General features: G+C 75.0%; 25 protein-coding genes and 1 riboswitch. Of the genes, 15 read left to right on the top strand and 10 right to left on the bottom strand.

The window, feature by feature from the left end; genetic code table 11:
- The gene (locus tag FB558_RS26010; protein WP_170231527.1) at positions 1-1,350 is read right to left on the bottom strand and encodes an FGGY-family carbohydrate kinase; all 1,350 of its coding nucleotides are present in this window, start codon (positions 1,348-1,350) and stop codon (positions 1-3) included.
- Between the two features lie 133 nt (positions 1,351-1,483).
- Here FB558_RS26010 and FB558_RS26005 point away from each other — a divergent pair, with 133 nt between their 5' ends.
- From FB558_RS26005 to FB558_RS25995, 3 genes are all read left to right on the top strand, one after another.
- Entirely contained in the window at positions 1,484-2,338 is an 855-nt protein-coding gene (locus FB558_RS26005) for a class II fructose-bisphosphate aldolase (RefSeq protein WP_142057741.1), read from the top strand.
- A 129-nt stretch (positions 2,339-2,467) separates the two neighbouring features.
- On the top strand, positions 2,468-3,595 hold the full coding sequence (locus FB558_RS26000) for a ComEA family DNA-binding protein (RefSeq protein WP_246106751.1): 1,128 nt from the start codon (positions 2,468-2,470) through the stop codon (positions 3,593-3,595).
- Positions 3,595-6,021, top strand: coding sequence for a ComEC/Rec2 family competence protein (locus FB558_RS25995; protein ID WP_142057739.1), 2,427 nt, complete (start codon positions 3,595-3,597; stop codon positions 6,019-6,021). Before FB558_RS26000 ends, FB558_RS25995 begins: the two co-directional genes overlap by 1 nt.
- A gap of 14 nt (positions 6,022-6,035) precedes the next feature.
- Here the strand turns inward: FB558_RS25995 and FB558_RS25990 are convergent, their stop codons facing one another.
- From FB558_RS25990 to FB558_RS25980, 3 genes are read right to left on the bottom strand one after another with little or no spacing between them, the layout of a single operon-like run.
- Positions 6,036-6,695 (bottom strand): response regulator, encoded by a 660-nt coding sequence (locus FB558_RS25990; RefSeq protein ID WP_142057737.1) that lies wholly within the window; start codon positions 6,693-6,695, stop codon positions 6,036-6,038.
- Positions 6,692-7,846: a sensor histidine kinase gene (locus tag FB558_RS25985; RefSeq protein ID WP_142057735.1), complete on the bottom strand. Its 1,155-nt coding sequence runs from the start codon at positions 7,844-7,846 to the stop codon at positions 6,692-6,694. The genes FB558_RS25990 and FB558_RS25985 overlap by 4 nt, the downstream gene beginning before the upstream one ends.
- On the bottom strand, positions 7,843-8,673 hold the full coding sequence (locus tag FB558_RS25980) for a CPBP family intramembrane glutamic endopeptidase (protein WP_142057734.1): 831 nt from the start codon (positions 8,671-8,673) through the stop codon (positions 7,843-7,845). Before FB558_RS25980 ends, FB558_RS25985 begins: the two co-directional genes overlap by 4 nt.
- A 202-nt stretch (positions 8,674-8,875) precedes the next feature.
- Here FB558_RS25980 and FB558_RS25975 point away from each other — a divergent pair, with 202 nt between their 5' ends.
- From FB558_RS25975 to FB558_RS25945, 7 genes are all read left to right on the top strand, one after another.
- On the top strand, positions 8,876-9,274 hold the full coding sequence (locus FB558_RS25975; RefSeq protein WP_342787501.1) for a TFIIB-type zinc ribbon-containing protein: 399 nt from the start codon (positions 8,876-8,878) through the stop codon (positions 9,272-9,274).
- A 62-nt stretch (positions 9,275-9,336) separates the two neighbouring features.
- Positions 9,337-9,927 (top strand): AAA family ATPase, encoded by a 591-nt coding sequence (locus FB558_RS25970; RefSeq protein WP_246106749.1) that lies wholly within the window; start codon positions 9,337-9,339, stop codon positions 9,925-9,927.
- A 239-nt stretch (positions 9,928-10,166) separates the two neighbouring features.
- The gene (locus tag FB558_RS25965; RefSeq protein WP_142059097.1) at positions 10,167-11,168 is read left to right on the top strand and encodes a FecCD family ABC transporter permease; all 1,002 of its coding nucleotides are present in this window, start codon (positions 10,167-10,169) and stop codon (positions 11,166-11,168) included.
- Entirely contained in the window at positions 11,168-11,983 is an 816-nt protein-coding gene (locus tag FB558_RS25960; protein WP_142057730.1) for an ABC transporter ATP-binding protein, read from the top strand. Before FB558_RS25965 ends, FB558_RS25960 begins: the two co-directional genes overlap by 1 nt.
- The gene (locus tag FB558_RS25955) at positions 11,980-12,981 is read left to right on the top strand and encodes an ABC transporter substrate-binding protein (protein WP_142057728.1); all 1,002 of its coding nucleotides are present in this window, start codon (positions 11,980-11,982) and stop codon (positions 12,979-12,981) included. The genes FB558_RS25960 and FB558_RS25955 overlap by 4 nt, the downstream gene beginning before the upstream one ends.
- Position 12,982: 1 nt before the next feature.
- Positions 12,983-14,203, top strand: coding sequence for an MFS transporter (locus FB558_RS25950; protein WP_142057727.1), 1,221 nt, complete (start codon positions 12,983-12,985; stop codon positions 14,201-14,203).
- 47 nt (positions 14,204-14,250) lie between these two features.
- The gene (locus tag FB558_RS25945) at positions 14,251-14,700 is read left to right on the top strand and encodes a pyridoxamine 5'-phosphate oxidase family protein (RefSeq protein ID WP_142057725.1); all 450 of its coding nucleotides are present in this window, start codon (positions 14,251-14,253) and stop codon (positions 14,698-14,700) included.
- A gap of 1 nt (position 14,701) precedes the next feature.
- Here FB558_RS25945 and thrC read toward each other — a convergent pair whose 3' ends face one another.
- Positions 14,702-15,976: a threonine synthase gene (gene thrC / locus FB558_RS25940; RefSeq protein ID WP_142057723.1), complete on the bottom strand. Its 1,275-nt coding sequence runs from the start codon at positions 15,974-15,976 to the stop codon at positions 14,702-14,704.
- An 8-nt stretch (positions 15,977-15,984) separates the two neighbouring features.
- A riboswitch (SAM riboswitch) is annotated at positions 15,985-16,101 on the bottom strand.
- Between the two features lie 111 nt (positions 16,102-16,212).
- Between thrC and holA the strand changes: the two genes are divergently transcribed.
- Entirely contained in the window at positions 16,213-17,172 is a 960-nt protein-coding gene (gene holA, locus FB558_RS25935) for a DNA polymerase III subunit delta (protein ID WP_425468074.1), read from the top strand.
- A 355-nt stretch (positions 17,173-17,527) separates the two neighbouring features.
- On the opposite strand, the gene rpsT is transcribed toward holA, so the two are convergent.
- Together rpsT and FB558_RS25925 are read right to left on the bottom strand one after the other, a co-directional pair.
- The gene (gene rpsT / locus FB558_RS25930; protein ID WP_142057721.1) at positions 17,528-17,788 is read right to left on the bottom strand and encodes a 30S ribosomal protein S20; all 261 of its coding nucleotides are present in this window, start codon (positions 17,786-17,788) and stop codon (positions 17,528-17,530) included.
- A 140-nt stretch (positions 17,789-17,928) separates the two neighbouring features.
- The gene (locus FB558_RS25925) at positions 17,929-19,734 is read right to left on the bottom strand and encodes a GGDEF domain-containing protein (RefSeq protein WP_142057719.1); all 1,806 of its coding nucleotides are present in this window, start codon (positions 19,732-19,734) and stop codon (positions 17,929-17,931) included.
- Between the two features lie 259 nt (positions 19,735-19,993).
- Here FB558_RS25925 and lepA point away from each other — a divergent pair, with 259 nt between their 5' ends.
- Positions 19,994-21,832 (top strand): translation elongation factor 4, encoded by a 1,839-nt coding sequence (gene lepA / locus FB558_RS25920; protein ID WP_211366850.1) that lies wholly within the window; start codon positions 19,994-19,996, stop codon positions 21,830-21,832.
- 38 nt (positions 21,833-21,870) lie between these two features.
- On the opposite strand, the gene FB558_RS25915 is transcribed toward lepA, so the two are convergent.
- Complete coding sequence (locus tag FB558_RS25915; protein ID WP_142057713.1) at positions 21,871-22,254, bottom strand: hypothetical protein; 384 nt, start codon at positions 22,252-22,254, stop codon at positions 21,871-21,873.
- A gap of 69 nt (positions 22,255-22,323) precedes the next feature.
- Between FB558_RS25915 and FB558_RS25910 the strand changes: the two genes are divergently transcribed.
- Both FB558_RS25910 and FB558_RS25905 read left to right on the top strand, forming a co-directional pair.
- The gene (locus FB558_RS25910; RefSeq protein ID WP_142057711.1) at positions 22,324-22,704 is read left to right on the top strand and encodes a hypothetical protein; all 381 of its coding nucleotides are present in this window, start codon (positions 22,324-22,326) and stop codon (positions 22,702-22,704) included.
- A 55-nt stretch (positions 22,705-22,759) separates the two neighbouring features.
- Positions 22,760-23,437 (top strand): MOSC domain-containing protein, encoded by a 678-nt coding sequence (locus FB558_RS25905; protein WP_211366849.1) that lies wholly within the window; start codon positions 22,760-22,762, stop codon positions 23,435-23,437.
- Here FB558_RS25905 and FB558_RS25900 read toward each other — a convergent pair.
- Both FB558_RS25900 and FB558_RS25895 read right to left on the bottom strand, forming a co-directional pair.
- Positions 23,428-23,907 (bottom strand): MarR family winged helix-turn-helix transcriptional regulator, encoded by a 480-nt coding sequence (locus tag FB558_RS25900; RefSeq protein WP_211366848.1) that lies wholly within the window; start codon positions 23,905-23,907, stop codon positions 23,428-23,430. The genes FB558_RS25905 and FB558_RS25900 overlap by 10 nt on opposite strands.
- Before the next feature lie 91 nt (positions 23,908-23,998).
- Positions 23,999-24,964 (bottom strand): quinone oxidoreductase family protein, encoded by a 966-nt coding sequence (locus FB558_RS25895; protein WP_142057707.1) that lies wholly within the window; start codon positions 24,962-24,964, stop codon positions 23,999-24,001.
- Positions 24,965-25,008: 44 nt separating this feature from the next.
- On the opposite strand from FB558_RS25895, the gene FB558_RS25890 reads away from it, so the two are divergent.
- Positions 25,009-25,194 carry a hypothetical protein gene (locus FB558_RS25890; RefSeq protein WP_142057705.1) on the top strand — a complete coding sequence of 62 codons (186 nt, stop codon included), beginning with the start codon at positions 25,009-25,011 and terminating at the stop codon, positions 25,192-25,194.
- Positions 25,195-25,206 lie beyond the last annotated feature (12 nt).

Below are 25,206 nucleotides of genomic sequence, written 5' to 3'. Positions count from 1 at the left end.
TCAGAGCAGGGACTCGGCGGGCGGCGGCAGCTCGTCGAGATCGGTGAGGACGCCCGCGGCCAGCCCGGCGAGCAGCGCGGCCCCGCGGGCGCCCGCCTCGGTCACCGGCGGTCGTGCGACGGGGCCGAGCACCCGCTCCTTCACCGCGACCAGTGCCTCGCTGCGGGCCCATCCGCCGGCGGCGACCAGCCCGGCGACGGGCCCGGCGGCCCGTGACATCAGCTCGTGCAGCACGCCCGCCTCGGCGGTGATCCGCTCCAGCGCGGCCCGCCACACCTGCGCCGGGCCGACGCCGTCGCCGATCCCGCGCAGGACCACGCCGCGGTCGTCGGTGGCGACCTCGACGGGCGTACCGGCCAGCGCGGTGGCGCGGGGGTCGAGCTCCGCGAGCGCGCCGGAGTCCAGGCCGAGCATGGCCAGGACGCGGGTCAGGGTCAGCCCGCCCTCGGTGCCTCCCAGCAGGCACCACCGGTCGGGCAGGACGTGCCACCCGACCGTGATGCCGCCCGTGGTGAGCGCGGCGACGGCGTCGGCGGGCAGCCCGGGAGCGACGGTGCGCACGAGCGCCTCGGCCGTGCCGCAGGAGTCCAGCTCGTCCCCGATGCCGGCGGCGCCCACCCCGACGGCGGCGGACTGGTGATCGTGCCCGGCCACGGTGAGGGTGGCACCGGCGAGGCGCCCGACCGGCTCGTCGGCCCGTACCCGTCCCCAGGACTCGCCGCCCGCGTGCAGCGGCGGCAGGAGGCTTTCGGTGATGCCGGAGAACCCGAGCGTCTCCGGCCACCAGGTCCGGCTCGCCAGCTGCAGCCAACCGGTGCGCGAGGCGAGCGAGGGCTCGGCGCCCTCGTCCCCGCCGAGGTCACGCACGATCCATTCGGCGACGTTCAGCCGCCGGACCGCCGCCGCGGCGGACGTGGGCCGGTGCCGGTGCAGCCAGCGCTGCTTGGTCAGCGACCACTGGCCCCAGAGCGGAAGCCCGGTCACGGCGGAGAAGCGCTCGCCGCCGATCTCCGCGGCCAGTTCGTCGACCTCGACGCGGTCCCGCCGGTCGTGCCAGGCGATGACCGGGGCCGTGGGCCGGCCGTGCCGGTCGAGCAGCACGCCGGACTCGGCCATGCTCGCGACCCCGAGACCGGCGACCGGGCCGGGTGGGGCGGCGGCGAGGGCCTGCTCGACGGCCGAGCGCGCGGCGGCGGCCAGCTCGACCGCGTCGAGCTCGACGCCGTCGCCGGTGTGGACCCACGGAGTGCGGGAACGGCCACGGGCGACCTCCCGGCCGTCCGCCGTCACGACCACGGCCTTGCTCGACGTCGTGCCGACGTCGAGTCCGACCAGGAGCGGTCCCGTCATGTTCACCTTCGCCCCGTTGCTGGGAAACATCGTGTTCACAAGTTGGATTTGGTGGCATATGGTTGGACTTGCATGGGAGTCTGTCAAGTGGCTCTCCACATCGACCGCCCGCCGACCCGAAGGAGCTGGCCGAATGCCGCTGGTCACCACCGCCGAGCTCGTCGCCGAGGCGCGAGCCGGCGGGCGCGGCGTGGCCGCGTTCAACGTCATCACCCTCGAACACGCCGAGGGGATCGCCGCCGGCGCGGAGGCGGCGGGGACGCCGGTGATCCTGCAGATCAGCGAGAACGCCGTGCGCTACCACGGCGGGAACCTGCTGCCGATCAGTGCCGCGACCGCCGCCGTCGCGCGGGCCGCCGCGGTGCCGGTGTCGGTGCACCTGGACCACGTCGAGGACGGCGACCTGCTGCGCAGCGCCTGCCGGGCCGGGGTGAGCTCGGTGATGTTCGACGCCTCGCGGCTGGACTACGCGGCGAACGTCGCCGCGACCCGCGACGCCGTCGCGTGGGCCCACGCGAACGACGTGTGGCTCGAGGCCGAGCTGGGTGAGGTCGGCGGCAAGGACGGCGCGCACGCGCCCGGGGTGCGGACCGACCCCGGCGAGGCCGCCGCGTTCGTCGCCGAGACCGGTGTCGACGCGCTCGCCGTCGCCGTCGGCAGCTCGCACGCGATGACCAGCCGCACAGCGCGGCTCGACCACGCCCTGATCGAGGCGCTGCGCGCGGCCGTATCGGTGCCCCTGGTGCTGCACGGCTCGTCCGGGGTGCCGGACGAGGAGCTCGGGGCGGCGGTGCGCGCGGGCATCGTCAAGGTCAACATCGGGACCGCCCTGAATGTCGCGTTCACCGGGGCCGTGCGGGAGTGGGTCGAGCACGGGGGTGCCTCGAGCGACCCCCGCAAGTACCTCGCGCGCGCCCGGGACGAGCTCGCCGAGGTCGTCCGGCACATGGTCGCGGTGGTCGGGCAGCATTCTTTCTACGGCGCGTAGAAGGAAGGGTAGCCCCTCGGGCCGACCGTTCCACCCACCGTTCGGCGGGTTGTCCCCGTCGTGGCCCCGCCATCCACAGCTGCGCACGATGCCCCGGCACCGCGCCCGCGCCGCCCTAGCGTCGACCGCATGACGCGCCCCGAACCCCTCCCCCCGCCCCGACGGCTGGCCACGGTTCTGGGCACCCGGTCAGCGCCGCCGCCCGGGCTCGGATCCGACGGGGACCGGGCGCCGCCCCTGGGGGCGGAGACGCCGGCCCGGCGAGCCCGGGGCGACCCGCCCACCGTGCCCCTCCCGCTGGTGATCGGGTCGGCCGCCGTCCGCTCCGACGTCCTCTCGCGCCCGTCGCCGGTGCCCGTCGAGCCGGAGGGAGAGCGGGCCGACGCCGCGCCGGCGGGTCCGCCCCTGCGACCCGCGGCGCGATGGCCGCCGATGCGTCGCGGGCACCCGCATGATCGGGCCGAAGACGCGTTGGGGAACGCGCTGGGTGACGGGCCGGGCGGCTGGGAGGCCGCGCCGTCCGCCGAGCCTCCGGGGCGCGTCCAGTCCGTGCTGCGTCGGCTGGCGCCGGCGGGCTGGCGCGGTGCGCGCGTCGACCCGGGGCGTCCGGGCGCCACCGCGCTCGCGCTCGTGGCCGCGGCGGCCGCCGTCCTGGCTGCGGTGGGTGTCTGGTTCGAACGACCGCGTGCCGAGCCGGTGGCCGATCTGCCCGCGGTCAGCGTGGCCGCCGACGCGGCGCTGCCGTCCGCGGGTGCGCCGCCGTCCGATCCGGCGCCGCCACCCACCGCCACGTCCCCGCAGCCGCCGCCGGCGCCCGTGGTCGTCGCCGTGTCCGGCAAGGTGCACCGGCCGGGCCTGGTGGAGGTCCCCGAGGGTTCCCGGGTGGCCGACGTGCTGGAGGCGGCCGGCGGTGCCCTGCCGGGCACCGACCTCGCCGGGGTCAACCTGGCCCGGCGGGTGACCGACGGCGAGCAGGTCGCGGTGGGCGTGCCACCCGCGCCCGACGCCGCGCCCGCGAGCCCGTCCGGCCCGGGGGCGGCCACGGCGGGTGAGGCGGCACCCGCCGGCCCGGTCGACCTGAACACCGCCACCGCGAGCCAGCTCGACGCCCTGCCCGGGGTCGGCCCGGTCACCGCCCAGCGGATCCTCGACTGGCGCACGGCCAACGGGCGCTTCGCGCGGGTCGAGCAGTTGCGGGAGGTCGACGGCATCGGGGAGCGCCGGTTCGCGCAGCTGCGGGAGCTGGTGAAGGTCTGATGCGCGTCCCGGAGCCGGAATCGCCCCGCCGTCCGCCGGACCTGCGCCTGGTGCCTGCCGCGCTCGCGGTGTGGGCGGTCATGCTGCTCGGGATCGCGGGCGGGTCCGCGGCCGCCGTCCTCGCGCTGGTCGTGTCGGTGCTGCTCGTCGTGGGCGGCGCCGTGGGCGGTGCCCTCGGTGCCGCCGGGCCGGGCGCCCAGGGCGCCCCGGGTGGTGCGCGGTGCCGCGGGGCGGTGTGGGCGGGCCCGGTCCGCGCGGCTGCCGGGTGCGCTGCGGCGGCCGCGCTGGTGGTCACCGCGCACGTCCTGCTGGTCGAGCGGCACCCGCTGCGCGAGCTTGCCGAGCGCGGTGCCGCGGCGGAGCTGCGGGTCGTGGTCACCGACGACCCCCGCCCGATCCGGAGCACGGCCTACGGGCCCGGCGGGGTGAGCATGGTGCTGGTGCCGGCCCGCCTGGAACGCGCGGCGGCCGGCGACGGCAGCTGGGCGGCCGGTGGGCGCGTGCTGCTCATCGCGCCGGCCGCGGAGTGGGCGGTGCTGCTGCCGGGGCAGTCCGCCACCGCCGAGGGGCTGCTCGCCCCGGCCGGTCGCCGTGATCTCACCGTCGCCGTGCTGCGGGTGCGCGGTCCGCCGGGCGAGGTCGGCGCGCCGCCGTGGTGGCAGGACGCCGCGGGCGGGCTGCGGGCCGGGCTGCGTGAGGCGGCGGCGGTGCTGCCGCCCGCGTCCGCCGGGTTGCTCCCCGGGCTGGCCGTCGGCGACACCAGCGGTCTCACCCCGGAGGTCGAGGCCGACTTCCGGGCCGCGGGCCTCACCCACCTGCTGGCCGTCTCGGGGGCCAACCTGGCGATCGTCGCGGGCGCGGTCCTGGCCCTCCTGCGGCTGCTGCGGGCCGATCCGCGGCTCGCGGCCGTCCTCAGCGCGCTCGCCGTACTCGGGTTCGTGGTGCTCGCGCGGCCGTCGCCGAGCGTGGTGCGGGCGGCGGCGATGGCGGCCGTGGTGCTGCTCGCCCTCGCCATGGGCCGCGGCCGTTCCGCGTTGCCGGCGCTGGCGGTCGCCGTGCTCGTGCTGCTGCCGGCCGATCCGGCGCTGGCCGTCGACCCGGGGTTCGCACTGTCCGTGCTCGCCACGGCGGCGCTCGTGCTGCTCGCGCCCGGGTGGTCCGACGCGCTGCAGCGGCGCGGGTTGCCGCGGTGGGCGGCGGAGGCGGTCTGCGTGCCCGCCGCGGCGTTCCTCGCCACCGCCCCGCTGGTCGCCGGGCTGAGCGAGCAGGTCAGCCCGGTCGCGGTGCTCGCGAACCTGCTCGCCGTGCCCGCGGTCGCCCCGGCCACCGTGCTGGGGGTGCTGGCCGCGGTGCTCTCGCCGCTCGGCGCCCCGCTCGCGCAGGCGTGCGCGTGGGCGGCCGGGCCGGCCGTCGGCTGGCTGGTGCTGGTGGCCGACCGATCCGCGGCCGTGCCGGGCGCGGTGCTCGGCTGGCCGGGCGGCGTCGCGGGCGCGCTGCTGCTGGGCGTGCTGGTCCTGGCGCTGCTCATGCTCGGGCGGTCCCCGCGGTGGCGGGCACTGCTGCTCGCCGTGACACTGGGGCTGGCGCTCGTGCTGGTCCCCACGCGCGTCGTCCCGCCCGGGTGGCCGCCCGCGGGGTGGTCGGTGGTGGCCTGCGACGTCGGTCAGGGCGACGCCCTGGTGCTCGCCACCGGCCGACCGGGCTGGGTCGTGCTGGTCGACGCCGGTCCCGACGCCGGCCCGGTCGACGCCTGCCTCGACCGGCTCGGCGTGCAGGGGATCTCGCTGGTCGTGCTCAGCCACCTGCACGCCGACCACGTCGGCGGGCTCGCCGGGGCGCTGCGCGGGCGCGCGGTGGCCGGGGTCGCCGTCGGGCCGGTCCGCGAGCCGCGATGGGCCTTGCGCGAGATCGCGGACGCGGCGGTGGGCGCGGGAGCCCCCGTCGTCGCGCTCGTCGCGGGGAAGCGGCTGGAGTGGCCGGGGCTCGTCCTCGACGTCCTCGGTCCGCGGCACCCGGCCTCGTCGGTCGACGGCGAGGACGGCACCGCGGTCAACGACGGTTCGCTCGTGCTGCGGGCCCGCACCCCGGCCGGCACGGTGCTGCTCACCGGCGACGTCGAGCTCGCCGCGCAGGCCGACCTGCTCGACTCCGGCGCCGACCTGCGCGCCGAGGTGCTCAAGATGCCGCACCACGGCAGCCGCTACACGTCGGTGGAGTTCCTCAACGCGGTGTCCCCGCGCGCGGTGCTGGTGAGCGTCGGTGCCGGTAACCGCTACCGGCACCCCGATCCCGGCCTGATCGGCGGGCTGGAGCGGGCCGGCGCCGCGGTCCGCCGCACCGACCGCACGGGCGATGTCGCTGTGGTCGGCAGCCCCGTTGGCCTCGTGCTCGTCGCCCGCGGCTCACCGCTGCCGGCTCCGCGATGACGACGCCGTCCGAATCAGGCGACGAGCCCCCGGCGGTAGGCGTAGACGACCGCCTGCACCCGGTCGCGCAGGTCGAGCTTGGTGAGGATGCGCGAGACGTAGGTCTTGACCGTCTCGTGGCTGATCACGAGCGCTGCGGCGATCTCGCTGTTGGAGCGGCCGTCCGCGATGAGGCGCAGCACCTCCAGCTCACGCGGGGTGAGCGGCGTGTCGTTCGGCCCGCTCTCCTGCGGCCGGATCCGCGCGGCGTAGCGGCCGACGAGCTGCCGCGTCACCTCGGGGGCGAGCAGCGCGGCGCCCGCGGCGACGGTGCGGATGCCGTGCAGCAGCTGCGCCGGTGGGGCGTCCTTCAGCAGGAAGCCGCTCGCGCCGGCGCGCAGCGCCTCGTACACGTACTCGTCCAGGTTGAACGTCGTCACCACGAGCACCTTCACCGGGCTCGCCACGCCGGCGCCGGCGAGCAGGCGGGTGGCCTCGATCCCGTCGAGGACCGGCATCCGCACGTCCATCACCACGACGTCGGGGTGCAGCCGGCCGGCGAGCTCGACCGCGGCCCGGCCGTCGCCGCACTCGCCGACCACCTCGAGATCGGGCTGCGCGTCGATGATGGTGGCGAACCCGGCGCGGATCAGCGCCTGGTCGTCGCAGACCAGCACGCGCACCGGCGCGGTCACGGCGCGCTCGCCACGGGGATGCGGGCGCGCACCACGAACCCGCCCCCGTCGCGGTGGCCGGCGCTGAACTCGCCGCCGAGCACCCCGACCCGTTCGCGGAGTCCGGCGAGGCCTCGCCCGCTCCCGCCCGGCGACGCGTCCGCCGGTCCCGTGCCGTCGGTCCCGATCTCGACCGCGATCTCCCCGTCGCCGCGCCGCACGGTGACGGTGGTGCTGCTGCCGTGGGCGTGCTTGAGGGCGTTGGTCAGCGACTCCTGCACCACGCGATAGGCGATCATCTCGGCGCTGCCGGTGCCCGCCGGCTGTCCGCCCTCCTCGATGAACTCGACGGGCTGACCGGCCCGGCGGGTCTGCTCCACGAGGTCGTGCAGCTCGCCGGCGGTCGGCGTGCGCGCCCGCGGGCCGTGGCCGGGGTCGAGCAGGTCGAGCAGGTGCCGCAGGTCGGAGATGGCCGTGCGGCCGGTGTCGGTGACGGTCGTCAGGGTCTGGTCGAGGCGGTCGGGGTGGGCGGTGAGGTAGCGCGCCGCCTCGGCCTGCACCACCATCGCGGTCACGTGGTGGGTCACGACGTCGTGCAGCTCGCCGGCGATGCGGGTGCGCTCGGCGGTGCGCGCCGCCTCGGCGACGTGGACGCGGCGCTCCGCCTCGGCGGCCCGCGACTGCCGCAGCCACGTCCCGGCGCCCCAGGCGATGGCCAGTGCCAGGTAGAAGGTGACGTAGCCGGGGACGGTCTCGGGTACGCCGCGCAGGGCCAGCGCGATCGCCGTCAGCACGTACGCGGCGGTGGCCAGTACCGCGGTGGTGCGGCGGTGGTGCTCCAGGTGCGCTGCCGTGCTCAGCAGCGCGACGGGCAGCGCGATCCCGGCGACCGTGTGGTAGCCGAGGACCTGGTCGACCGCGAAGCCGAGGAACACCAGCGCGAGGCAGAGGGCGGGCAGGCGGCGGCGCAGGAGCAGCGGGAGGCACTCGAGGGCGACCACCGCGAGGCTCAACGCGTCCATCGGGCGGCTGGGCAGGTCGCCGATCTGCGTGCCGCTGCTGTTGACCGCCGGTACCAGCGTCGCGGCGGCGAGCAGCAGCGCGAGCGGCGCGTCCCGGACCGGAACGGGCAGCTGCTGCCACCGCTGCGTGAGCTGCCCGATGTCGGTCACGGGGCGAGCGTAGTGAGCGGTGCGCTGCGGGCCCCGCGGCGAGGGACGAGGCGGCCGCGGCGGTGGGCCAGCCAGAGGAACACGACGGTGAGGGCGGCACCGAACAGGACGGCGTGGACGCCGGCTTCGGGGCCGAAGTCGCCGCCGGTGAGCGCCGTGGGCCCGTTCGTGACGGCGCGCAGCAGGCCGTCGGGGGTGTTGTTGCCCGAGACCTCGGTGCCGAAGACGGCGCTCGCGGCGTAGTTCCACCCGAAGTGCAGGCCGATGGGCACCCACAGCGTGCGGGTGGCGGCGTACGCGGCGGCGAGCATCGCGCCGGCCTCGATCGCGATGGCGGTTGCGCCCCAAAGGGTTGAGTGCGGGGTGAACAGGTGGGCCATGCCGAACAGCACAGCGGTGAGGACGAGCGCGGTCCAGGTGCCGGCCCACTGCTCGACGACGCGGAACAGGATGCCCCGGAAGAGCAGCTCCTCGGTGACCGCGGCGGCGGCCATGAACCCGAACAGGGCGACGGCGCCGGCGGGGGAGCCCCAGCCGAGGACCTGGTAGCCGCCGAGGAAGGCGATGTTGAGGATGACCGCGGCGAACAGGCCCACGCCGAGCAGGGTGCCGCGGGCGAGCGCGGAGACGGCGCCGGTGCGGGACAGCTCGTCGGGTGCGCGGCGCTCGGTGCGCCGCACCGCCCACGTGTAGCCCAGCAGGGCCGCCGCGGCGGTGCCGACGCCGATGATCAGCGTGAGTGGTGGGTTCCACGCCACGGCGTTGGCGAGTGCGCTGCCGGCGAGGGCGATGGCCGCGACGACGGCGAGCTGGATGATCAGTCGCATGGGAGTCCTTGTCCGGGGGCCGCGACCGGGGCGTGCGGCGTACCGAGGACGGTAGGGCGCCGCCGGCGCGTGATCGTCACCGTGGAGTGGACATCTGCGGGTAGCTCGCACGGGGGACCGATCGCGCGGGGGTCGCCGCTCCCGGTGCCGTGTCGCTGCCCGGTCCGGGGGGCCCACTCGGCCGCCTGGCGATCTTGCCATCGTGGGTAGGCTCGGCCGGGTGATCTGTCCGAAGTGTCAGAACAGGATGCACACCGTCGACCGCCGCGGCGTGCACATCGAGCAGTGCCAGGGCTGCCGTGGGATCTTCCTCGACCGAGGCGAGCTCGAGCAGATCGCCAACGCCGAGCAGAGCTTCTACGCCGGGCACGCGGGCCCGCCCTCCTACGGCCACGACTCGCCGCCGCCCTACGGCGGCCAGCGCGGGTACGACCCACGCCACCAGGGCGGAAAGCGATACAACGACTCGCCGCCACCGCACGGGCGCCGCTACGGCGACTCGCCGCCGCCACACGGGCGCCGCTACAGCGACTCGCCGCCGCCGCACGGCCACCGCGGGCACAAGAGCCGCGGCGGCTTCCTCGGCGAGCTGTTCGGCTGAGCACGGGCGAGCTCTCCCCGGTCGACCTGCAGATCTGCGTCGGCTGCGGCGCCCGGCCGTCGGTGCCGGTCGTCGCGCCCGACGCCGCGGTCCTGATCTGCGACGAGTGCGGGCACCGGCAGCCGTTCCGGCGACTGCCGCTGTTCGCCCTCACCGGGCCGAGCGGCGGGGGCAAATCGACGGTCGCGCGCCTGCTCCTGCCCGCTCTCGCCGATACGGCGGTCGTCGTCGAGCAGGATGTGCTGTGGACGGCCGGGCTGCAGGACCCGACCGACGACTTCGGCGCCTTCCGCTCGACCTGGCTGCGGATGGCCGCGATGATCCACCAGAGCGGGCGGCCGGTCGTGCTGGTCGGGACGGTCGCGCCGGTGCAGTTCGAGAGCCGCCCGGAGCGGGTGTTCCTCGGCGAGATCCACTACCTGGCGCTCGTGTGCGACCCCGGGGTACTGGCGCCCCGGCTCCGGGCCCGCCCGGCGTGGCGCGGCTGGGACGAGCCGCGCATCGCGGAGACGCTGGACTTCAACGACTGGCTCCGGCGCAACGGCCCCGCGCTGGACCCGCCGGTCGAGCTCCTCGACACCACCGAGCTCCCGCTCGCGGAGACCGCCCATGCGGTGACGCGGTGGATCCGCCGCCACTGGCCGCCGGCCTGACGGCAGCGCACGCTCGCCGCTCGTACGGCAGATCCTCGAAGGACCCAGCTCGCCGGTCATCCCGGTACCTCCTCCGCTCCACCGCCCGATAGTGTGAACGATAACGGTTGTCGTTATTGGGGGCGGGACGGGTGGATCTTGCGCGTAGCGGCGTTGCGGTGGGGTCCGGTGGCACCTCGCCCGCGGAGGGCGCGCTCCGGCCGCGCGGCCGCGGGCCTCTGGTGGCGGGGGTGCTGGTCATGGCCGCGGTGCTGGTCGCCTCGGTGGTGGTGACCATCGGCCTCGGCAGCGCGGTGATCGCGCCGGCCGACACGGCGCGGTACCTGTGGGCCGCGCTGACCGGTGGCCCGATCACGGCGGCCGAGGTGCCGCAGTACCAGATCATCTGGCAGGTCCGCACGCCGCGCGTGCTGCTCGCGGCGGTCGTCGGCGCCGGGCTGGGCGTCGTCGGGGTGGCGGTGCAGGCGTTGGTGCGCAACGCCCTGGCCGACCCGTTCGTGCTCGGGGTCTCCTCGGGGGCCTCGGCGGGCGCCGTCGGCGTGATCGTGTTCGGGGTGCTGGCCGGGCTGGGCGTGCACGCGGTGTCCGTCGGCGCCTTCCTCGGCGCGCTGGGTGCTTCGGTGCTGGTCTACGCCGCGTCCGCGACACGCGCGGGCGTCACCCCGCTGCGGCTCGTCCTCACCGGCATCGCGCTGTCGTTCGGCTTCCAGGCCGTGATGAGCGTGCTGATCTACTTCGCGCCGGACGGCGAGGCCACCAGCACGATCCTGTTCTGGACGATGGGCAGCTTCGGCGCCGCCTCGTGGGACGCGCTGCCGGTCGTCGCGGTCGTCGTCGTCCTCGGGGTGGTGGTGCTGCGGCGCTTCGGCCGGGCGCTGGACGCGATGGCGCTGGGCGACGAGACCGCGGCGAGCCTGGGCGTGGACACCGGGGCAGTCCGCACCGCCCTGTTCGTGCTGACGTCGCTGATGACGGGGGCGATGGTCGCGGTCAGCGGGGCGATCGGGTTCGTGGGGCTGGTCCTGCCGCACGTCGTGCGGCTGGTGGTCGGCGCGGGCCACGCGCGGGTGCTGGTCGTCACCCCGTTCGTCGGGGCGGTCTTCATGGTCTGGGTCGACCTGGTCTCACGTGTCCTCGTGGCGCCGCGCGAGCTGCCGCTGGGGGCCATCACCGCGCTCGTCGGGGTGCCGGTCTTCGTGGTCCTGATGCGGCGGCGGTCCTATCTGTTCGGGGGCCGGTGATGGAGCTCCGCCTGGAGGCGCTCTCGGTCGTCGTCGACGGGAACGCGCTGGTCCGCGAGCTGTCCCTGGACGTCCCCGACGGGCAGGTGGTCGGGCTGGTCGGGCCCAACGGCAGCGGCAAGTCCACCGCACTGCGCTGCGTCTACCGGGCGCTGCGACCCACGGCCGGGGCGGTGCTGGTCGACGGCACGGACGTGGCGACCACGAGCAGGCGGCAGAGCGCGCGGCAGGTGGCGGCGCTGACCCAGGAGGGCGGCGCCGACCTCGACTTCACCGTCGCCGAGACCGTCGCGCTCGGCCGCACGCCGCACAAGCGGGGCAACGAGGCGCTGTCGGCGCGGGAGCGCGCGTTGTGCGAGCGCGTCATGGCCCAGCTCGACGTGGCGCACCTGGCGGGGCGCGGGGTGCTGTCGCTGTCGGGCGGCGAGCGCCAGCGCGTGCTCGCCGCACGCGCCCTGGTGCAGGAGCCGGAGGTGCTCGTCCTCGACGAGCCGACCAACCACCTCGACGTGCGGCACCAGATCGAGCTGCTGTCGCTGCTGCGCGGGTCCGGCGCCACCGTGCTGGTCGTGCTGCACGACCTGAACCTGGCCGCGGCCACCTGCGACCGCATCGGCGTGCTGAGCAGGGGTGCGCTGGTGGCGGCCGGCGCCCCCTGGGAGGTGCTGACGGCCGAGCTGGTGGAACGCGTCTTCGGCGTCGCGGCCACCGTCGTGCCGCACCCGCTGACCGGCGACCCGCAGCTGCTGTACGCGCTCACGCCCACCCCGACCCACGCCGGATCCGCCGGCCCACCGGAAGGAACGCACCTGTGACCGTCCCCCCGACCTGGTGGCGGCGCGCCACGCCCGCCGTGCTCGCGGCGCTCCTGCTCGCCGGCTGCGGCGCCGAGGTGACGCCGGAGGCCGGTGCGCCCGAACCGGTCACCGTGGCGCGCTGCGGCGAGGAGGTGACCTACCAGCGGCCCGAGCGGGCCGTGGTCTACGAGGCGGGCAGCGCCGACAAGCTGTTCGGCCTCGGCCTCACCGACGCCGTGCGCGGCTACGTGATGCCGCCGGCGAACCCGCCGGTGGAGGAGTCGCCGTGGGCGGCGGAGTACGCGCGGGTCGAGCTGCTGAGCCAGGACCTGCTCAACCGCGAGCTGGTGGTCGACGCCGGGGCCGACCTCGTGGTGGCCGGGTGGCGGTCGGGGTTCAGCGAGCAGCGGGGGATCACGCCCGAGATCCTCGACGGCCTCGGCATCCAGAGCTTCATGCACACCGAGAGCTGCTTCAACTACCCCGGCTTCCCGGAGCGCGTCACGCCGTTCGAAGGGCTGTACACCGATCTGGAGCGGCTGGGCCGGATCTTCGGGGTGGAGGAGCGGGCCGCCGCGTACGTCGGCGAGCTGCGGGCCCGGGTCGCCGCGGTCCGGGAGTCGGCGCCGCGGCTCGACCCGCCGCCGTCGGTGTTCCTCTACGACTCCGGCACCGACCGGCCGTTCACCGCAGGCAGCCAGGTGCCGCCGACCGAGATCATCGAGTTCGCCGGGGCGCGCAACATCTTCGCGGACCTCGAGGGGCGCTGGGTCGACGTCGGCTGGGAGGCCGTCGTCGCCGCGCAACCCGAGATCATCGTCATCCTGGACTACCAGGACCAGCCGGCCGAGGAGAAGATCGCTTTCCTGAGGTCGCACCCCGCACTGGCGTCGGTGCCGGCGATCCGGGAGAACCGGTTCCACATGCTGGACTTCAACGAGGCGATCAGCGGGCCGCGGATCGTGGACGGCGCGGAGGGCTTCGCCGAGTACGTGCGCACGTCGTTCCGCCGCTGACGTGGCGCGATCGGTCGTGCGGGAGCGGGAGTTCCTGCGGCTGTGGGTCGGGACCACCGCGTCCGGCCTCGCGACCTGGGCCCTGCCGTTCGTGCTCGGGCTGGCGGTGCTGCACGGCGACCTCGGCGCGGTGGGGCTCGGGATCGTGCTGGCCACCCGGACGGTGGGATTCCTGGCCGCGGTCCCGCTGGCCGGGGTGCTCGCCGACCGCTACTCGCGGCGTGCGGTCGTGCTCTGGTCGGGGCTGGCCGCGGCCGCCGCCAGCCCCCTGATCGCGCTCGGGGTCGGGCGGTCCGTCGGGCTGATGGCCGTGGCCGCGGTGGTGGTCGGGGCGGGGCAGGGCGCCTGCCGGCCCGCGTTCCAGGCCCTCACCGCCGAGGTGGTCGACCCCGACCGCCGCCAGCAGGCCAACGCCGCGATCACCATCGCGGTGCGGTGCAGCGTGTTGCTGGGACCTGCGCTGTCCGCGCTGCTCGCGGGCGTGCTCGGCGTCCCGGCGCTGCTGCTCGGCATCGGGTTGTTCTGGCTCGTGGCCGCGCTCGTGCCGCCCCGTGGTGGCGGCGTCCCGGTGCCGGCGAGCGGCGCGTCGATCGTCGGGGAGTTCGCCGAGGGCTGGCGGGAGGCGTGCCGGCACCCGTGGTTCCTGGCCGGCCTGGGCGCCCTGACGGCGGTGATCGCCACCGGCTACTCGGCCACCGCGGTGGCCCTCCCGCTGGTCGCCCGCGACCGCTACGGCTCGGAAGCGGTGCTGGCGCTGGCCACCACCGGCTACACGGTGGGGGCGCTGCTGGGCGCCCTGCTGATCGCGCGGTGGCGGCCGCGGGCCCAGGGGTGGGCGGCCCTGGCCGGTCTCGCCGTGTACGCCGTCGCGCCGCTGTGCCTGCTGCTGCCGGTGCACCCCGCCGTCCTGGTGCTGGCCTACGTCGCGACCGGTGTGGGGATCGAGCTGTTCAACGTGCCGTGGTTCACCGCCACCCAGCGGGAGGTGGACCCGCGCCTGCTGGCCCGGGTGTCCTCGCTGGACTTCCTGCTCTCCTACGGCCTCGCCCCGCTGGGCCTGGCCCTGATCGCCCCGGCGATCTCGGTGTTCGGGCTCGGCTCGACGCTGGCCGCCTGCGCGCTCGTGTGCCTGCTCGCCCCCGCCGCCGCGGCGCTGGCCCCCGGGGCGCGGACGTTCTCCGTGCGCAGGATCCGCATGACGAACGGCCCTTTCGTCGGCTAGGTACCGACGAAAGGGCCGTTCGTCCGGGCGGGAGAGAGGATCAGCGGGTGACGCATCCGCAGCCCCGCACCCCGCAGCAGCGCAAGCAGGACACCCTCGACCGGCTCCACCAGGACGTGGACGCGTGGGTCGCCACCAGCGACGGCGACGGCCCGTACCTGGTGCCGCTGTCGTTCCTGTGGGACGGCGAGACCCTGCTCATGGCCACCCCGGCGGCCAGCCCGACCGGTCGCAACGCGGCGGCGACCGGCCGGGTGCGGGTCGGGATCGGGCAGACCCGCGACGTCGTGCTCGTCGACGGGACCGTCGAGGTCCTCGCCGAGGTTCCCGACGGGACCGGCGACGCCTTCGCCGCCCGGACCGGCTTCGACCCGCGCCGGCTCGCCGAGCCCTACCCCTGGTTCCGCGTCCGGCCGCAGCGGATCCAGGCGTGGCGGGAGGTCGACGAGCTCGCCGGCCGCGACCTCATGCGGGACGGGCGCTGGCTCGTTCCCTGAGTCAGAGGCCGCGGGCCGCCAGCGCCTCCTGCACCGCCGCGCTGGTGGACGGCACGGTGGCCGTGGGGCCGATCCGGCCGCTCACCGCGTCGAGGGTCTTGAGCCCGTCGCCGGTGATCAGCAGCACGGTCTCGGCGTCCGGGTCGAGCTTCCCGGACTCGATCAGCTTCTTGGCCGTGGCCACGGTGACCCCGCCCGCGGTCTCGGCGAACACGCCTTCGGTGCGCGCGAGCAGCCGGATGCCGTCCACGACCTCCTCGTCGCTGACGTGCGCGAGCGCGCCGCCGGTGCGGCGCACGGCGTCGAGGACGTAGGGGCCGTCGGCCGGGTTGCCGATGGCCAGCGAGCGGGCGATCGTGTCCGGGCGCACCGGCTGCACGACGTCGTGCCCGTCCTCGAACGCCTTCGCCACCGGCGAGCAGCCGGTGGCCTGGGCGCCGAAGACCCGGTACGGGGTCGGCTCGACCAGCCCGAGCTTCCCCAGCTCCGTGAAGCCCTTGTCGACCTTCGTCAGCTGCGAGCCCGACGCCACCGGCACCACGACCTGCTGCGGAAGCCGCCAGCCGAGCTGCTCGGCCACCTCGTAGCCGAGGGTCTTGGAGCCCTCGGCGTAGTAGGGCCGGACGTTGACGTTGACGAACGCCCAGTCCTCGTGCTCGGCCGCGAGCTCGGTGGCGAGCCGGTTGACGTCGTCGTAGTTGCCGTCGACGGCGAGCAGGGTGCCGTCGTACACCGCGGTGGTGAGCACCTTGGCCTGCTCGAGCGACTTGGGGACCAGCACGACCGAGTCCCAGCCGGCGCGCGCGGCCGCGGCGGCCACGGCGTTGGCCAGGTTGCCGGTGGACGGGCAGCACAGCACGGAGAAGCCGAGCTCCCGGGCGGCGGCAAGGGCCACGGCCACGACGCGGTCCTTGAACGAGTGGGTGGGGTTGCCGGTGTCGTCCTTGACCCACAGGGAGCGCACGCCGAGCGCGGCCGCGAGCCGGTCGGCCTTGATCAGGCGGGTGAGGCCGGGCTCGGTGTTGGGGTGGGACTGCACGTGCGAGGGCACGGGGAGCAGGTGGCGGTAGCGCCAGATCGACTTGGGGCCCGCCTCGATCGACTCGCGGGTGACGGTGCCGAAGTCGTAGGCCACCTCGAGCGGGCCGAAGCACTGGGGGCAGGCGAACTCGGCGGCGAGGGGGATCTGGTGGCCGCACTCCCGACAGGACAGCGCGCGCGCCGGTCCGAGGTCGAGGGCCGTGGAGGTCGCGGCGGTGCCAGCAGTCAGGGTCATGAGACGTCTCCTCATCTTCCCCGCGAAGTGCGGGTCGGAATTGGCACCGTGATCGAGCGCAAGAGCGCGCATCGCCGGTTGCCGGGGCTTCGTCGGGCCGTTCCCTCTGCCCCTCTGGATGAGCCATATGCGGTTGTGCCGTCCACCGTACGACACGATCACCGCGCGCCCAAGCTCGTCCGGCGATCTGGGAGCCGGGTCACGGAGTGTCGGTGCCGTGCGCGAGCATGGAGCGCGTGGCCACCCCAGCGCCCCTGCACCTCGTCCTCGGCGAGGAGGAGTTGCTCGTGGAGCGGGCGGTCGAGCAGGTGGTGGCGCAGGTGCGCGTCACCGACCCCGCGGCCGAGGTGCGCCGCGTGCGGGCCGCCGAGCTCACCCCCGCCGATCTCGCCGAGAGCCTGAGCCCGTCCCTGTTCGCGGAGGGCCGGGTGCTCGTCCTGCTCGCCGCGCACGAGGTCGGCAAGGACCTCGGCGCCGCCATCGTCGCGCAGGCGGCCGATCCGGCCGAGGGCATCGTGCTCGTCGTGGTCCACGCCGGTGGTGCCCGCAACAAGGCGCTCGCCGACGCGCTGCGCAAGGCGGGCGCCTCGGTCACCACCTGCAACAAGATCACCAGGATGGACGAGCGGTCCGACTTCGTGCGGGCGGAGGCCCGCCGCGTCGGCGGCAAGATCACCGGCGACGCGATCGGCGTGTTGCTCGAGGCGGTGGGATCGGACCTGCGGGAGTTGGCGGCAGCCACGAGCCAGCTGGTGGCCGACACGGGCGGCACCGTGGACGACCGCGCGGTGCGGCGCTACCACCGGGGCCGGGCCGAGTCGTCCGGGTTCGCGGTGGCCGACCGCGTGGTGGCGGGCGAGCGGGCGGCCGCGCTGGAGGCGCTGCGGTGGGCGCAGCTGCTGGGCGTGCCGTCGGTGCTGATCGCCGACGCCCTCGCCGACGCGTTGCGCACGCTCGCGAAGGTCGGCTCGGCCGGCCGGGGGGATCCCAACCGGCTCGCAGGCACGCTCGGCATGCCGCCCTGGAAGATCCGCAAGGCGCAGCAGCAGGTGCGCGCATGGGGCCCCGAGGCGCTCGCGGAGGCGTTCGACGCCGCCGCGGAGGTCAACGCGGACGTGAAGGGCGCGGCGGCCGACGCCGACTACGCGCTGGAACGCGCCGTCCTGCGGATCTGCGCGGCCCGCGGGCGGCGCTGAACCGGTGAGCGGCCGGGGGCGTCAGCTCTCGCCGGTGGTGCGGGCGTTCTTGATCCAGAGCCCGACCTTGTCGCCGAGGAATGCTCCCCCGATCCCGGCGAGTGCGGCGGGGATCATCATGAGCAGGTCGACGAGCATCGGCAGTTCTCCTCGGCTCCGGGGCGGGCGAGACGGGGGAGCGAACGCGGGGTTGCCCGCCGGCGAACCCTCACTGTCAGGGAGGTGCCGCGCCGTTGTCGACGCGATGTGGCTCATCCCACGTTCGGGTGACCCGGAGAACGGGTAGGGAGGCCGGCCCGGCCCACGCGAAAGCGCCGGCCCGCGATGCGGGCCGGCGCTTCGGAGGAGCGTGGATCTACAGCGCGTCGACGCGCTTGGCCATCGCCGACTTGCGGTTGGCGGCCTGGTTCTTGTGGATGACGCCCTTGCTGGCGGCCTTGTCCAGGGCGCGGGCGGCGCTGCGCTGCAGCTCGGTGGCCTTCTCGGTCTCACCGGCGTCGGCCGCCTCGCGGAACTGGCGCACGGCCGTGCGGACGGCGGACTTGACCGACTTGTTGCGCAGGCGGCGCTTCTCGTTGGTCTTGACCCGCTTGATCTGGGACTTGATGTTGGCCACGCGAATGCCTCGAGTTTCTTCCTGCCGGTGATTGCTCGTTCCGCTCCGCACCGGCGGCGGGATTGCTTCGTTCACGCCGGGCGCTCAGCGATCCATGCTACAGCTCGCCACCTGGGCGGACGAAATCGGCCCTGCTCGAGCTAGCGGTGGGGCGGCACGCGGACCGGGGAACGGGCCGCGCCGCGGCCCGCCGGGCCGGCCCCGTCGTGCCCGGCGCCCGGTGCTGCGGCCCCGCTCACCACGGTGTTGCCGCCGGCGTGCTTGGCGCGGTACATCGCGGCGTCCGCGGCCGCGAGCGCGGCGGACGGCTCGCCGTCGAGCGGGGCGCGCACCACCCCGACCGACATCGTCACCCCCGCGGCGACGTCGGCGGGAAGGGCGGCCACCGCGTCGGCCGCCCGCTGCAGCGCCGCGCACGCCACCGGAAGGGCGGTGGCCGGCATGACGACCACGAACTCGTCGCCGCCGTAGCGGGCGACGAGGTCCTGCGCGCGCAGCGCGGTGCGCAGGCAGGACGCCACCGCCCGCAGCACGGCGTCGCCCGCCGCGTGCGAGCGCGCGTCGTTGACGGCCTTGAAGCCGTCCAGGTCGATCAGCGCCACCGCGCACGGCTGGCTGCCCGCTGCGCTCGTGGCCTCGGCCAGCCGCATGTCGAGCGCGCGCCGGTTGGGCAGCCCGGTGAGCGGGTCCTGCAACGCCTGCGCGGCGACCGCGCCGTGCTCGCGGGCGAGCCGGTGGTGCTCGGAGTGGCTGCGCAGCGCGGTGTGGCGCGCCTCGCGCAGGGCCCACAGCTCGCTCTCCAGCGCGGCCGCGTAGTGCTGCAGCGCCTCGGACGGGGTGCCGCCGCGCGCGATGTGCTCGACCAGCGCGACCTCCCGGTGCAGGGCGAGCGCGAGCACGGCGTCGGAGGTGGCGGCGTGGCGCAGCTCCTCGTGCAGCGGGGCGAGCGCTTCGGCGGCGTCGCCCGCGCGACCGGCGGTGAGCAGGCAGCGGGCGGTGGCGATGGCCAGCACGACCCGGTCCTCGGTGAAGTGCGCCATCGGGTGCAGCGTCCGCAGCATGTCCAGGTGCTCGGGGCCCGGTCGCTGCAGGGCGTAGGCCGCGCCGATCACCGAGCACTCCCGCACGGCCGGGCCGGCCACGACCGACCCGCGCGACATCGCCGGCTGCCAGAGCCGAGCGGCGGCGTGCGCGGTCTGGACGGCGCCCACGAAGCGGGTGGCGGCGGCCGCGTCCCGGCCGCCGCGTTCGAGGCGCAGTGCCCACGACAGCTGCAGGCGCACCCGGTTGAGCTGGTGCACGAGCCGGTCCATCACCGACCCGCTGCTCTCCGCCACCGCCACGGCGCGCTGGGAGACCTCGTCGGCCAGCTCGTGCGAGCCGAGCTTGAGCAGGACGACGACCAGGCCGTTCAGGGTGCGGGAGAGCTGGCGCGACCAGCGGGCCGGGTCCTCGCCCGGCGCGGGCGCGGTGATGTCGGTGAGGATCGCGAATGCGGCAGCGGCGTCGGCGAGCGCGTTCTCCCCGTGGCCGAAGACGGCCGTGCGGTGGGCGCGCAGGGTGGCGGCCTCGCCGAGCCTGCGCGGGTCGCCGTCGAGGTCGGCGAGCTCGATGTACTCCTGCAGGAGCGCCTCGACGTCATCGGCTTCGGCGTCGTCGGCGGTGAGCAGGCGGACCATGAGTCCGATCCGCAGCAGCTCCGAGACCAGCTCCGACGGGCCACGGGTGCGGGCGTGCGCCAGCAGGGCGTCCAACCCGCGGCGCGCCGCCGCCTTGCCGGCGCGGTCGGCGCGCTGCTCGAAGCGGAGCTTGCTGAGGGCGCGGGTGACGATCTGCTCCTCGGTGAGGAGCCCGGCCTCCTGCGCGCAGGTGCACTCCGGCGCGCCCTGGACGAGCGCGCACTCGGGCGCGGTGCCGTTCGTCGACGGCGGGCGCGTCGATGTCACCGCTCGCCCCCTGTGCTGGAGAGAAGGCCGGTCGGGTCGTCCGGTGTGGACGCCGGGGCTGGGGACCCGGCACGCCATCGTCGCACGTCAGCACCCCTCTGAGGAGCAAGGGTGACGATCGCGGCCCCAAGATCCAACGGATGGTGTGTGATCGGCTACGAGCGGTGACCGGCTCCCCGCCCGGCAGAGCCTCACCCGTTCGGACTCGGGTGGGGTGCGGCGTGGGACGATGGGGTTTCCCCGCCCGAGAAGGAACAGAGTGAGCTTCGCCGACCAGACGTTCACCCCGCCGGAGCTGATCCGGAACTTCTGCATCATCGCCCACATCGACCACGGCAAGTCGACGCTGGCCGACCGGATGCTGCAGCTCACCGGCGTGGTCGACGAGCGCCTGATGCGCGCCCAGTACCTCGACCGGATGGACATCGAGCGCGAGCGCGGCATCACGATCAAGGCGCAGAACGTCCGGCTGCCCTGGGGGGTCGGCGGCCAGGACCACGTCCTGCACCTGATCGACACCCCCGGTCACGTCGACTTCACCTACGAGGTCTCCCGCGCGCTGGAGGCCTGCGAGGGCGCGATCCTGCTGGTCGACGCCGCGCAGGGGATCGAGGCGCAGACGCTCGCCAACCTGTACCTGGCGCTGGAGAAGGACCTGACGATCATCCCGGTCCTCAACAAGATCGACCTGCCTGCCGCCGACCCGGACCGCTACGCGGCCGAGATCGCCCACATCGTCGGCTGCGACGCCGACGACGTGCTGCGGGTCTCCGCGAAGACCGGTCTGGGGGTGCGGGAGCTCCTGGACGAGGTCGTGCGCCAGGTGCCGCCGCCGGTGGGCGAGGCGGACGCGCCCGCCCGCGCGATGATCTTCGACTCGGTCTACGACACCTACCGCGGCGTCGTCACCTACATCCGGGTGGTCGACGGGCGGATCACGCCGCGCGAGCGGATCAAGATGATGTCCACCGGCACCACGCACGAGCTGCTCGAGGTCGGCATCGTCTCGCCGGACCCGAAGCCGAGCGTCGGGCTGGGCGTCGGCGAGGTGGGTTACCTGATCACCGGCGTGAAGGACGTGCGCCAGTCGAAGGTCGGCGACACCATCACCAGCCAGCGCCACGGGGCCGCCGAGCCGCTCACCGGCTACCGCGAGCCGCGGCCGATGGTCTACTCCGGCCTCTACCCCGTGGACGGCTCGGACTACCCGGAGCTGCGCGACGCGCTGGACAAGCTGCAGCTCAACGACGCCGCGCTCACCTACGAGCCGGAGACGTCGGCCGCTCTCGGGTTCGGCTTCCGCTGCGGCTTCCTCGGCCTGCTGCACCTGGAGATCACCCGCGACCGGCTGGAGCGCGAGGCCGGGCTGGACCTGATCTCCACCGCGCCGAACGTCGTCTACCGCGTGGTGCTCGACGACGGCTCCGAAATGATCGTCACCAACCCGTCGGACTGGCCGACGGGCAAGGTGGCCGAGGTGCACGAGCCGGTCGTCAAGGTCACGGTGCTGGCGCCGTCGGAGTACATCGGCGCGATCATGGAGCTGTGCCAGAGCCGCCGCGGGCAGCTCGGGGGCATGGACTACCTGTCGGAGAGCCGCGTCGAGCTGCGCTACACGATGCCGCTCGCCGAGATCATCTTCGACTTCTTCGACGCGCTGAAGTCCCGCACCCGCGGCTACGCCTCGCTCGACTACGAGGAGGCGGGCGAGCAGTCGGCCGATCTCGTCAAGGTCGACATCCTGCTGCAGGGCGAGCCGGTGGACGCGTTCAGCGCCATCCGGCACCGGGACCACGCCTACGCCTACGGCACCTCGATGGCCTCGAAGCTGCGCGAGCTGATCCCGCGCCAGCAGTTCGAGGTGCCGATCCAGGCGGCGATCGGCTCGCGCATCATCGCGCGCGAGAACATCCGCGCGATCCGCAAGGACGTGCTCGCCAAGTGCTACGGCGGTGACATCACCCGCAAGCGCAAGCTGCTGGAGAAGCAGAAGGAGGGCAAGAAGCGGATGAAGACCATCGGTCGGGTCGAGGTCCCGCAGGAGGCCTTCGTCGCGGCGCTGTCCACCGAGTCCGCCGCGGACAAGGCGAAGAAGTAGCGGCGGCGCTCGCCATCGAACACGGTGTCGGTTCGGGCCTACGCCCCCGACGCCGAGCTGCTCAGCTCGATCGTCGCGGCGCCGTCGGCGAGCTCCAGCACCCGGATCGTGAGGGTGCCGTCGGGCGTGGTGAAGCGCACGGTCCCGCCGGTACCGGTCACGCCGTACGAGCGCCGGTCGCCCTCCGACACCAGGAACGCCACGGCGTGGGTCCCGATGCCGGTCACGCTCACCGCGCTCTGGCCCGCCCGGCCGTCCAGGGGGATCTCCACCGGTCCGGTCACCCGCAGCGTGCAGCTGCCGTCGCGGCACGCGGCCACGTCGGTGCCGGGCGGCTGCTGGGCCGCCGCAGGCGCGGGCGGCCCCGTGCCGGTCAGCACGAGCGCGGTGAGCAGGGCAGCTGCGGCGATCGGGCGGCGCACGACCCGACGCTAGATCACTCCGGGCGGGGTTGCCGTCGGAATGACCCGGTCGGGGGGCACGATGGGGCCATGAGCGCCGGTCCGTTCCCCGTTGCCACTGCCGTGACGGGAGCCGTCCTGCTCGGCGTGCTGGTCGTCGGCGTCCTCGCCGGGCGGGCGAAGGGCCGGTGGACCCTGCTGGGCGCCGGGGTCCTCGCCATCGTCGTAGTGGGCATCGTCCTCACCGCGGTGTCCGGTGGCCCGGACACCGAGGATCCGGCCGTCGAGCTCGCCGCCCTCTACACCGTCACCGTGCCGTTGATCCTGGCCTACGTCGCCGGGTGGCTCGCCGCGCACGGCACCTGGCTGCGCCGCTTCCTCGTCGTCGGGGTGGCGGCGCTGCTGCTGGCGGCGTTCCCGTACGCCGCGGCCGGCCAGGCCACCGCGGACGCGTTCCTGCGCGGGGGCTGACGGCCCGCTCACAAACCCGGTGTCGGCGCTGCCGCCCGCGGATAGCGTGACCGGCGTGCTGAGCGCCCGGGGGAACGTCGAGTCCGTCAACGTCGCGTACGTGCGCAGCGACCTGGACACCCGGGCCCCGGACGGGCGCACGGGCATCGACAAGCGGCCCGTGGACGGCCCGGTGCTGCTGACGACCGCGGGCGTGCAGGGCGACACCGTGTGTCACACCACGCACCACGGCGGCCCGGACCAGGCCGTCTACGCCTACGCCGCGGAGGACCTGGCGTTCTGGAGCGCCGAGCTCGGGCAGGAGGTCGGGCCCGGCGGGGTGGGGGAGAACCTCACGGTGTCCGGCATCGACTGCAGCGCCGCGGTGCTCGGCGAGCGATGGCAGGTGGGAGCGGCGGTGCTGCAGGTGCGCAGCACCCGCACACCGTGCCGGGTGTTCTCCGCGTTCCGCGGGGTGCCCGACCTCGTGAAGCGGTTCATCGCGGCCGGGCGTCCGGGCGCGTACCTCGCGGTGGAGCGTTCCGGGCCCGTGCAGGCCGGGGACGTCGTGACGGTCCTCGACCGCCCCGGTCACGGTGTGACGGTGGCCGACCTGATGGCGGCCCGCACCGTCGCGCGGGACCGGGTGCCCGTGGTCGCGGACGCCCGCGAGCACATGGGCGCCCGCGACCGGGACTGGCTGGATCGGACCGTCGCGGCGATGCGACGGACGGGGACCGCGGCTCAGGCCTGAGTCGCGGTGGGCCGGTTCGCGAGCGCCTCCAGCAGCTCGGCCAGCTGGGCGCGTTCGGGGGTGTGGGCGGGTCCGAGGGCTTCGCTCGCGCGCCGTTCGACGCGACCGCAGACCCGCTCGACGACGGCGCGCCCGCCGCCTGCGAGGTGGACGAGGACGCGCCTGCGGTCCACGGGGTCCGTGCGACGGTAGGCGAGCTGCGCGGCGACCAGGCGGTCGACGACGCGGGTGGCGGTGGGCGCAGGCAGCGCCGTGTGGGACGCGATCTCGCCCATGCTCCGCCCGCCGCCGCGGGCCAGCATGAGTAGGACGCGCCAGCCGTCCCGGCTGACACCTTCACTGGTGGTGACCGGTGAGAGCGCGGACGCAACCGCGCGGTCCAGCCGGTCGAGCAGCTCGACCAGACCTGTCACTCGCGGCGCCGGGGAGTAGACGCCCCCCGACGCCGTTCGACTTGGTGGCTCAGACACGGTCACACACTGTACGACCTGAGAGGGCCATACGGGGCTTTCAGGATCCAGATTATCCGGACGAACGGCCGATTCACCGCGACGGGCGGCTTCATCGAGTGAATACGATCTTTCCGGACGTGTCTCCGTCGAGCATCGCGCGGAAGCCTTCGGCCGCCCGCTCCATCGGCAGCTCGTGCCCGATCTCGGGCGAGATGCCGGCGTTCTCGACGAAGCGCAGCAGGTCAGCGAGCTCCTGGCGGGTGCCCATGGTCGAACCGAGAACGCGCAGCTGGAGGAAGAACAGCCGCTGGAGGTCGGCACCCGGGTTCGGCCCGCTGGTGGAACCGGAGACGACGATCACCCCGCCGGGCTTGAGGGCGCGCATCGAGTGCGACCACGTGGCGTCACCCACGGTCTCGAACACGGCGTCCACGCGCTCGGGGAGGCGCTCCCCCGAGGGGAAGGTGGCGTGCGCGCCGAGCCGCTCGGCGACCGCCCGCTTCTCGTCGGTGCGGCCGGTGACCCAGACCCGCATACCGGCGGCCCGGCCGAGCTGCACCAGCGCCGTGGACACCCCGCCGGACGCGCCCTGCACGAGCATCGTCTGCCCGGGACGCAGGCCCGACTTCGTGAACAGCATCCGGTAGGCGGTGAGCCACGCGGTGCCCATGACCGACGCCTGCACGGCGGTGAGCCCGGCCGGCTTCGGCACGGCGTTGCGGGCGGGCACCACCACGGTCTCGGCGAAGGTGCCCTGGTGCTTCTCGGTGAGCAGGGTGCGCTTCGGGTCCAGCGTCTCGTCGCCGTCCCACGCGGGGTCACCGATCACCGAGTGCAGCACGACCTCGGTGCCGTCCGGGAGCGTCCCGGCACCGTCGCAGCCGAGGATCATCGGGAACTGGTCGGGTTTGATGCCCACGCCGCGCAGCGTCCAGATGTCGTGCATGTTCAGGCTCGCGGCGGTGACGCGGACGGCGACCCACCCGTCCGGGACGTCGGGCGCGGGACGCTCTCCCACGGTGAGCGAGTCGAGCGGAGCGTCGGCGTTGGGCTCTGCGGCGTAGACGGCGAACATGCCACGGAACCTAGTCCGGGAGACCGTGGCCTACTGTGTGAGGCGTGATACGGGCGGTGGCGGACTGGTGGGACGCGGTCGAGCTGTGGCTCACCCAGCTCCCGTTCGGCTTCCAGGTCCTGCTCGCCGGGTTCGTCCTGGTGCCGCTGTGCTGGGTCGCGGCGGTGACGGTGGACCGGGCGGTCGACGCGGCCGCGGCGCGGCTCGCCGGTCGCGGCCCGCGCCCGTGATCTCGGAAGCGG

Source organism: Pseudonocardia kunmingensis (assembly GCF_006716445.1).
In the GTDB taxonomy this organism is placed as follows: Bacteria; Actinomycetota; Actinomycetes; order Mycobacteriales; family Pseudonocardiaceae; genus Pseudonocardia; species Pseudonocardia kunmingensis.
This window is presented reverse-complemented; position numbering and strand designations above follow the sequence as displayed.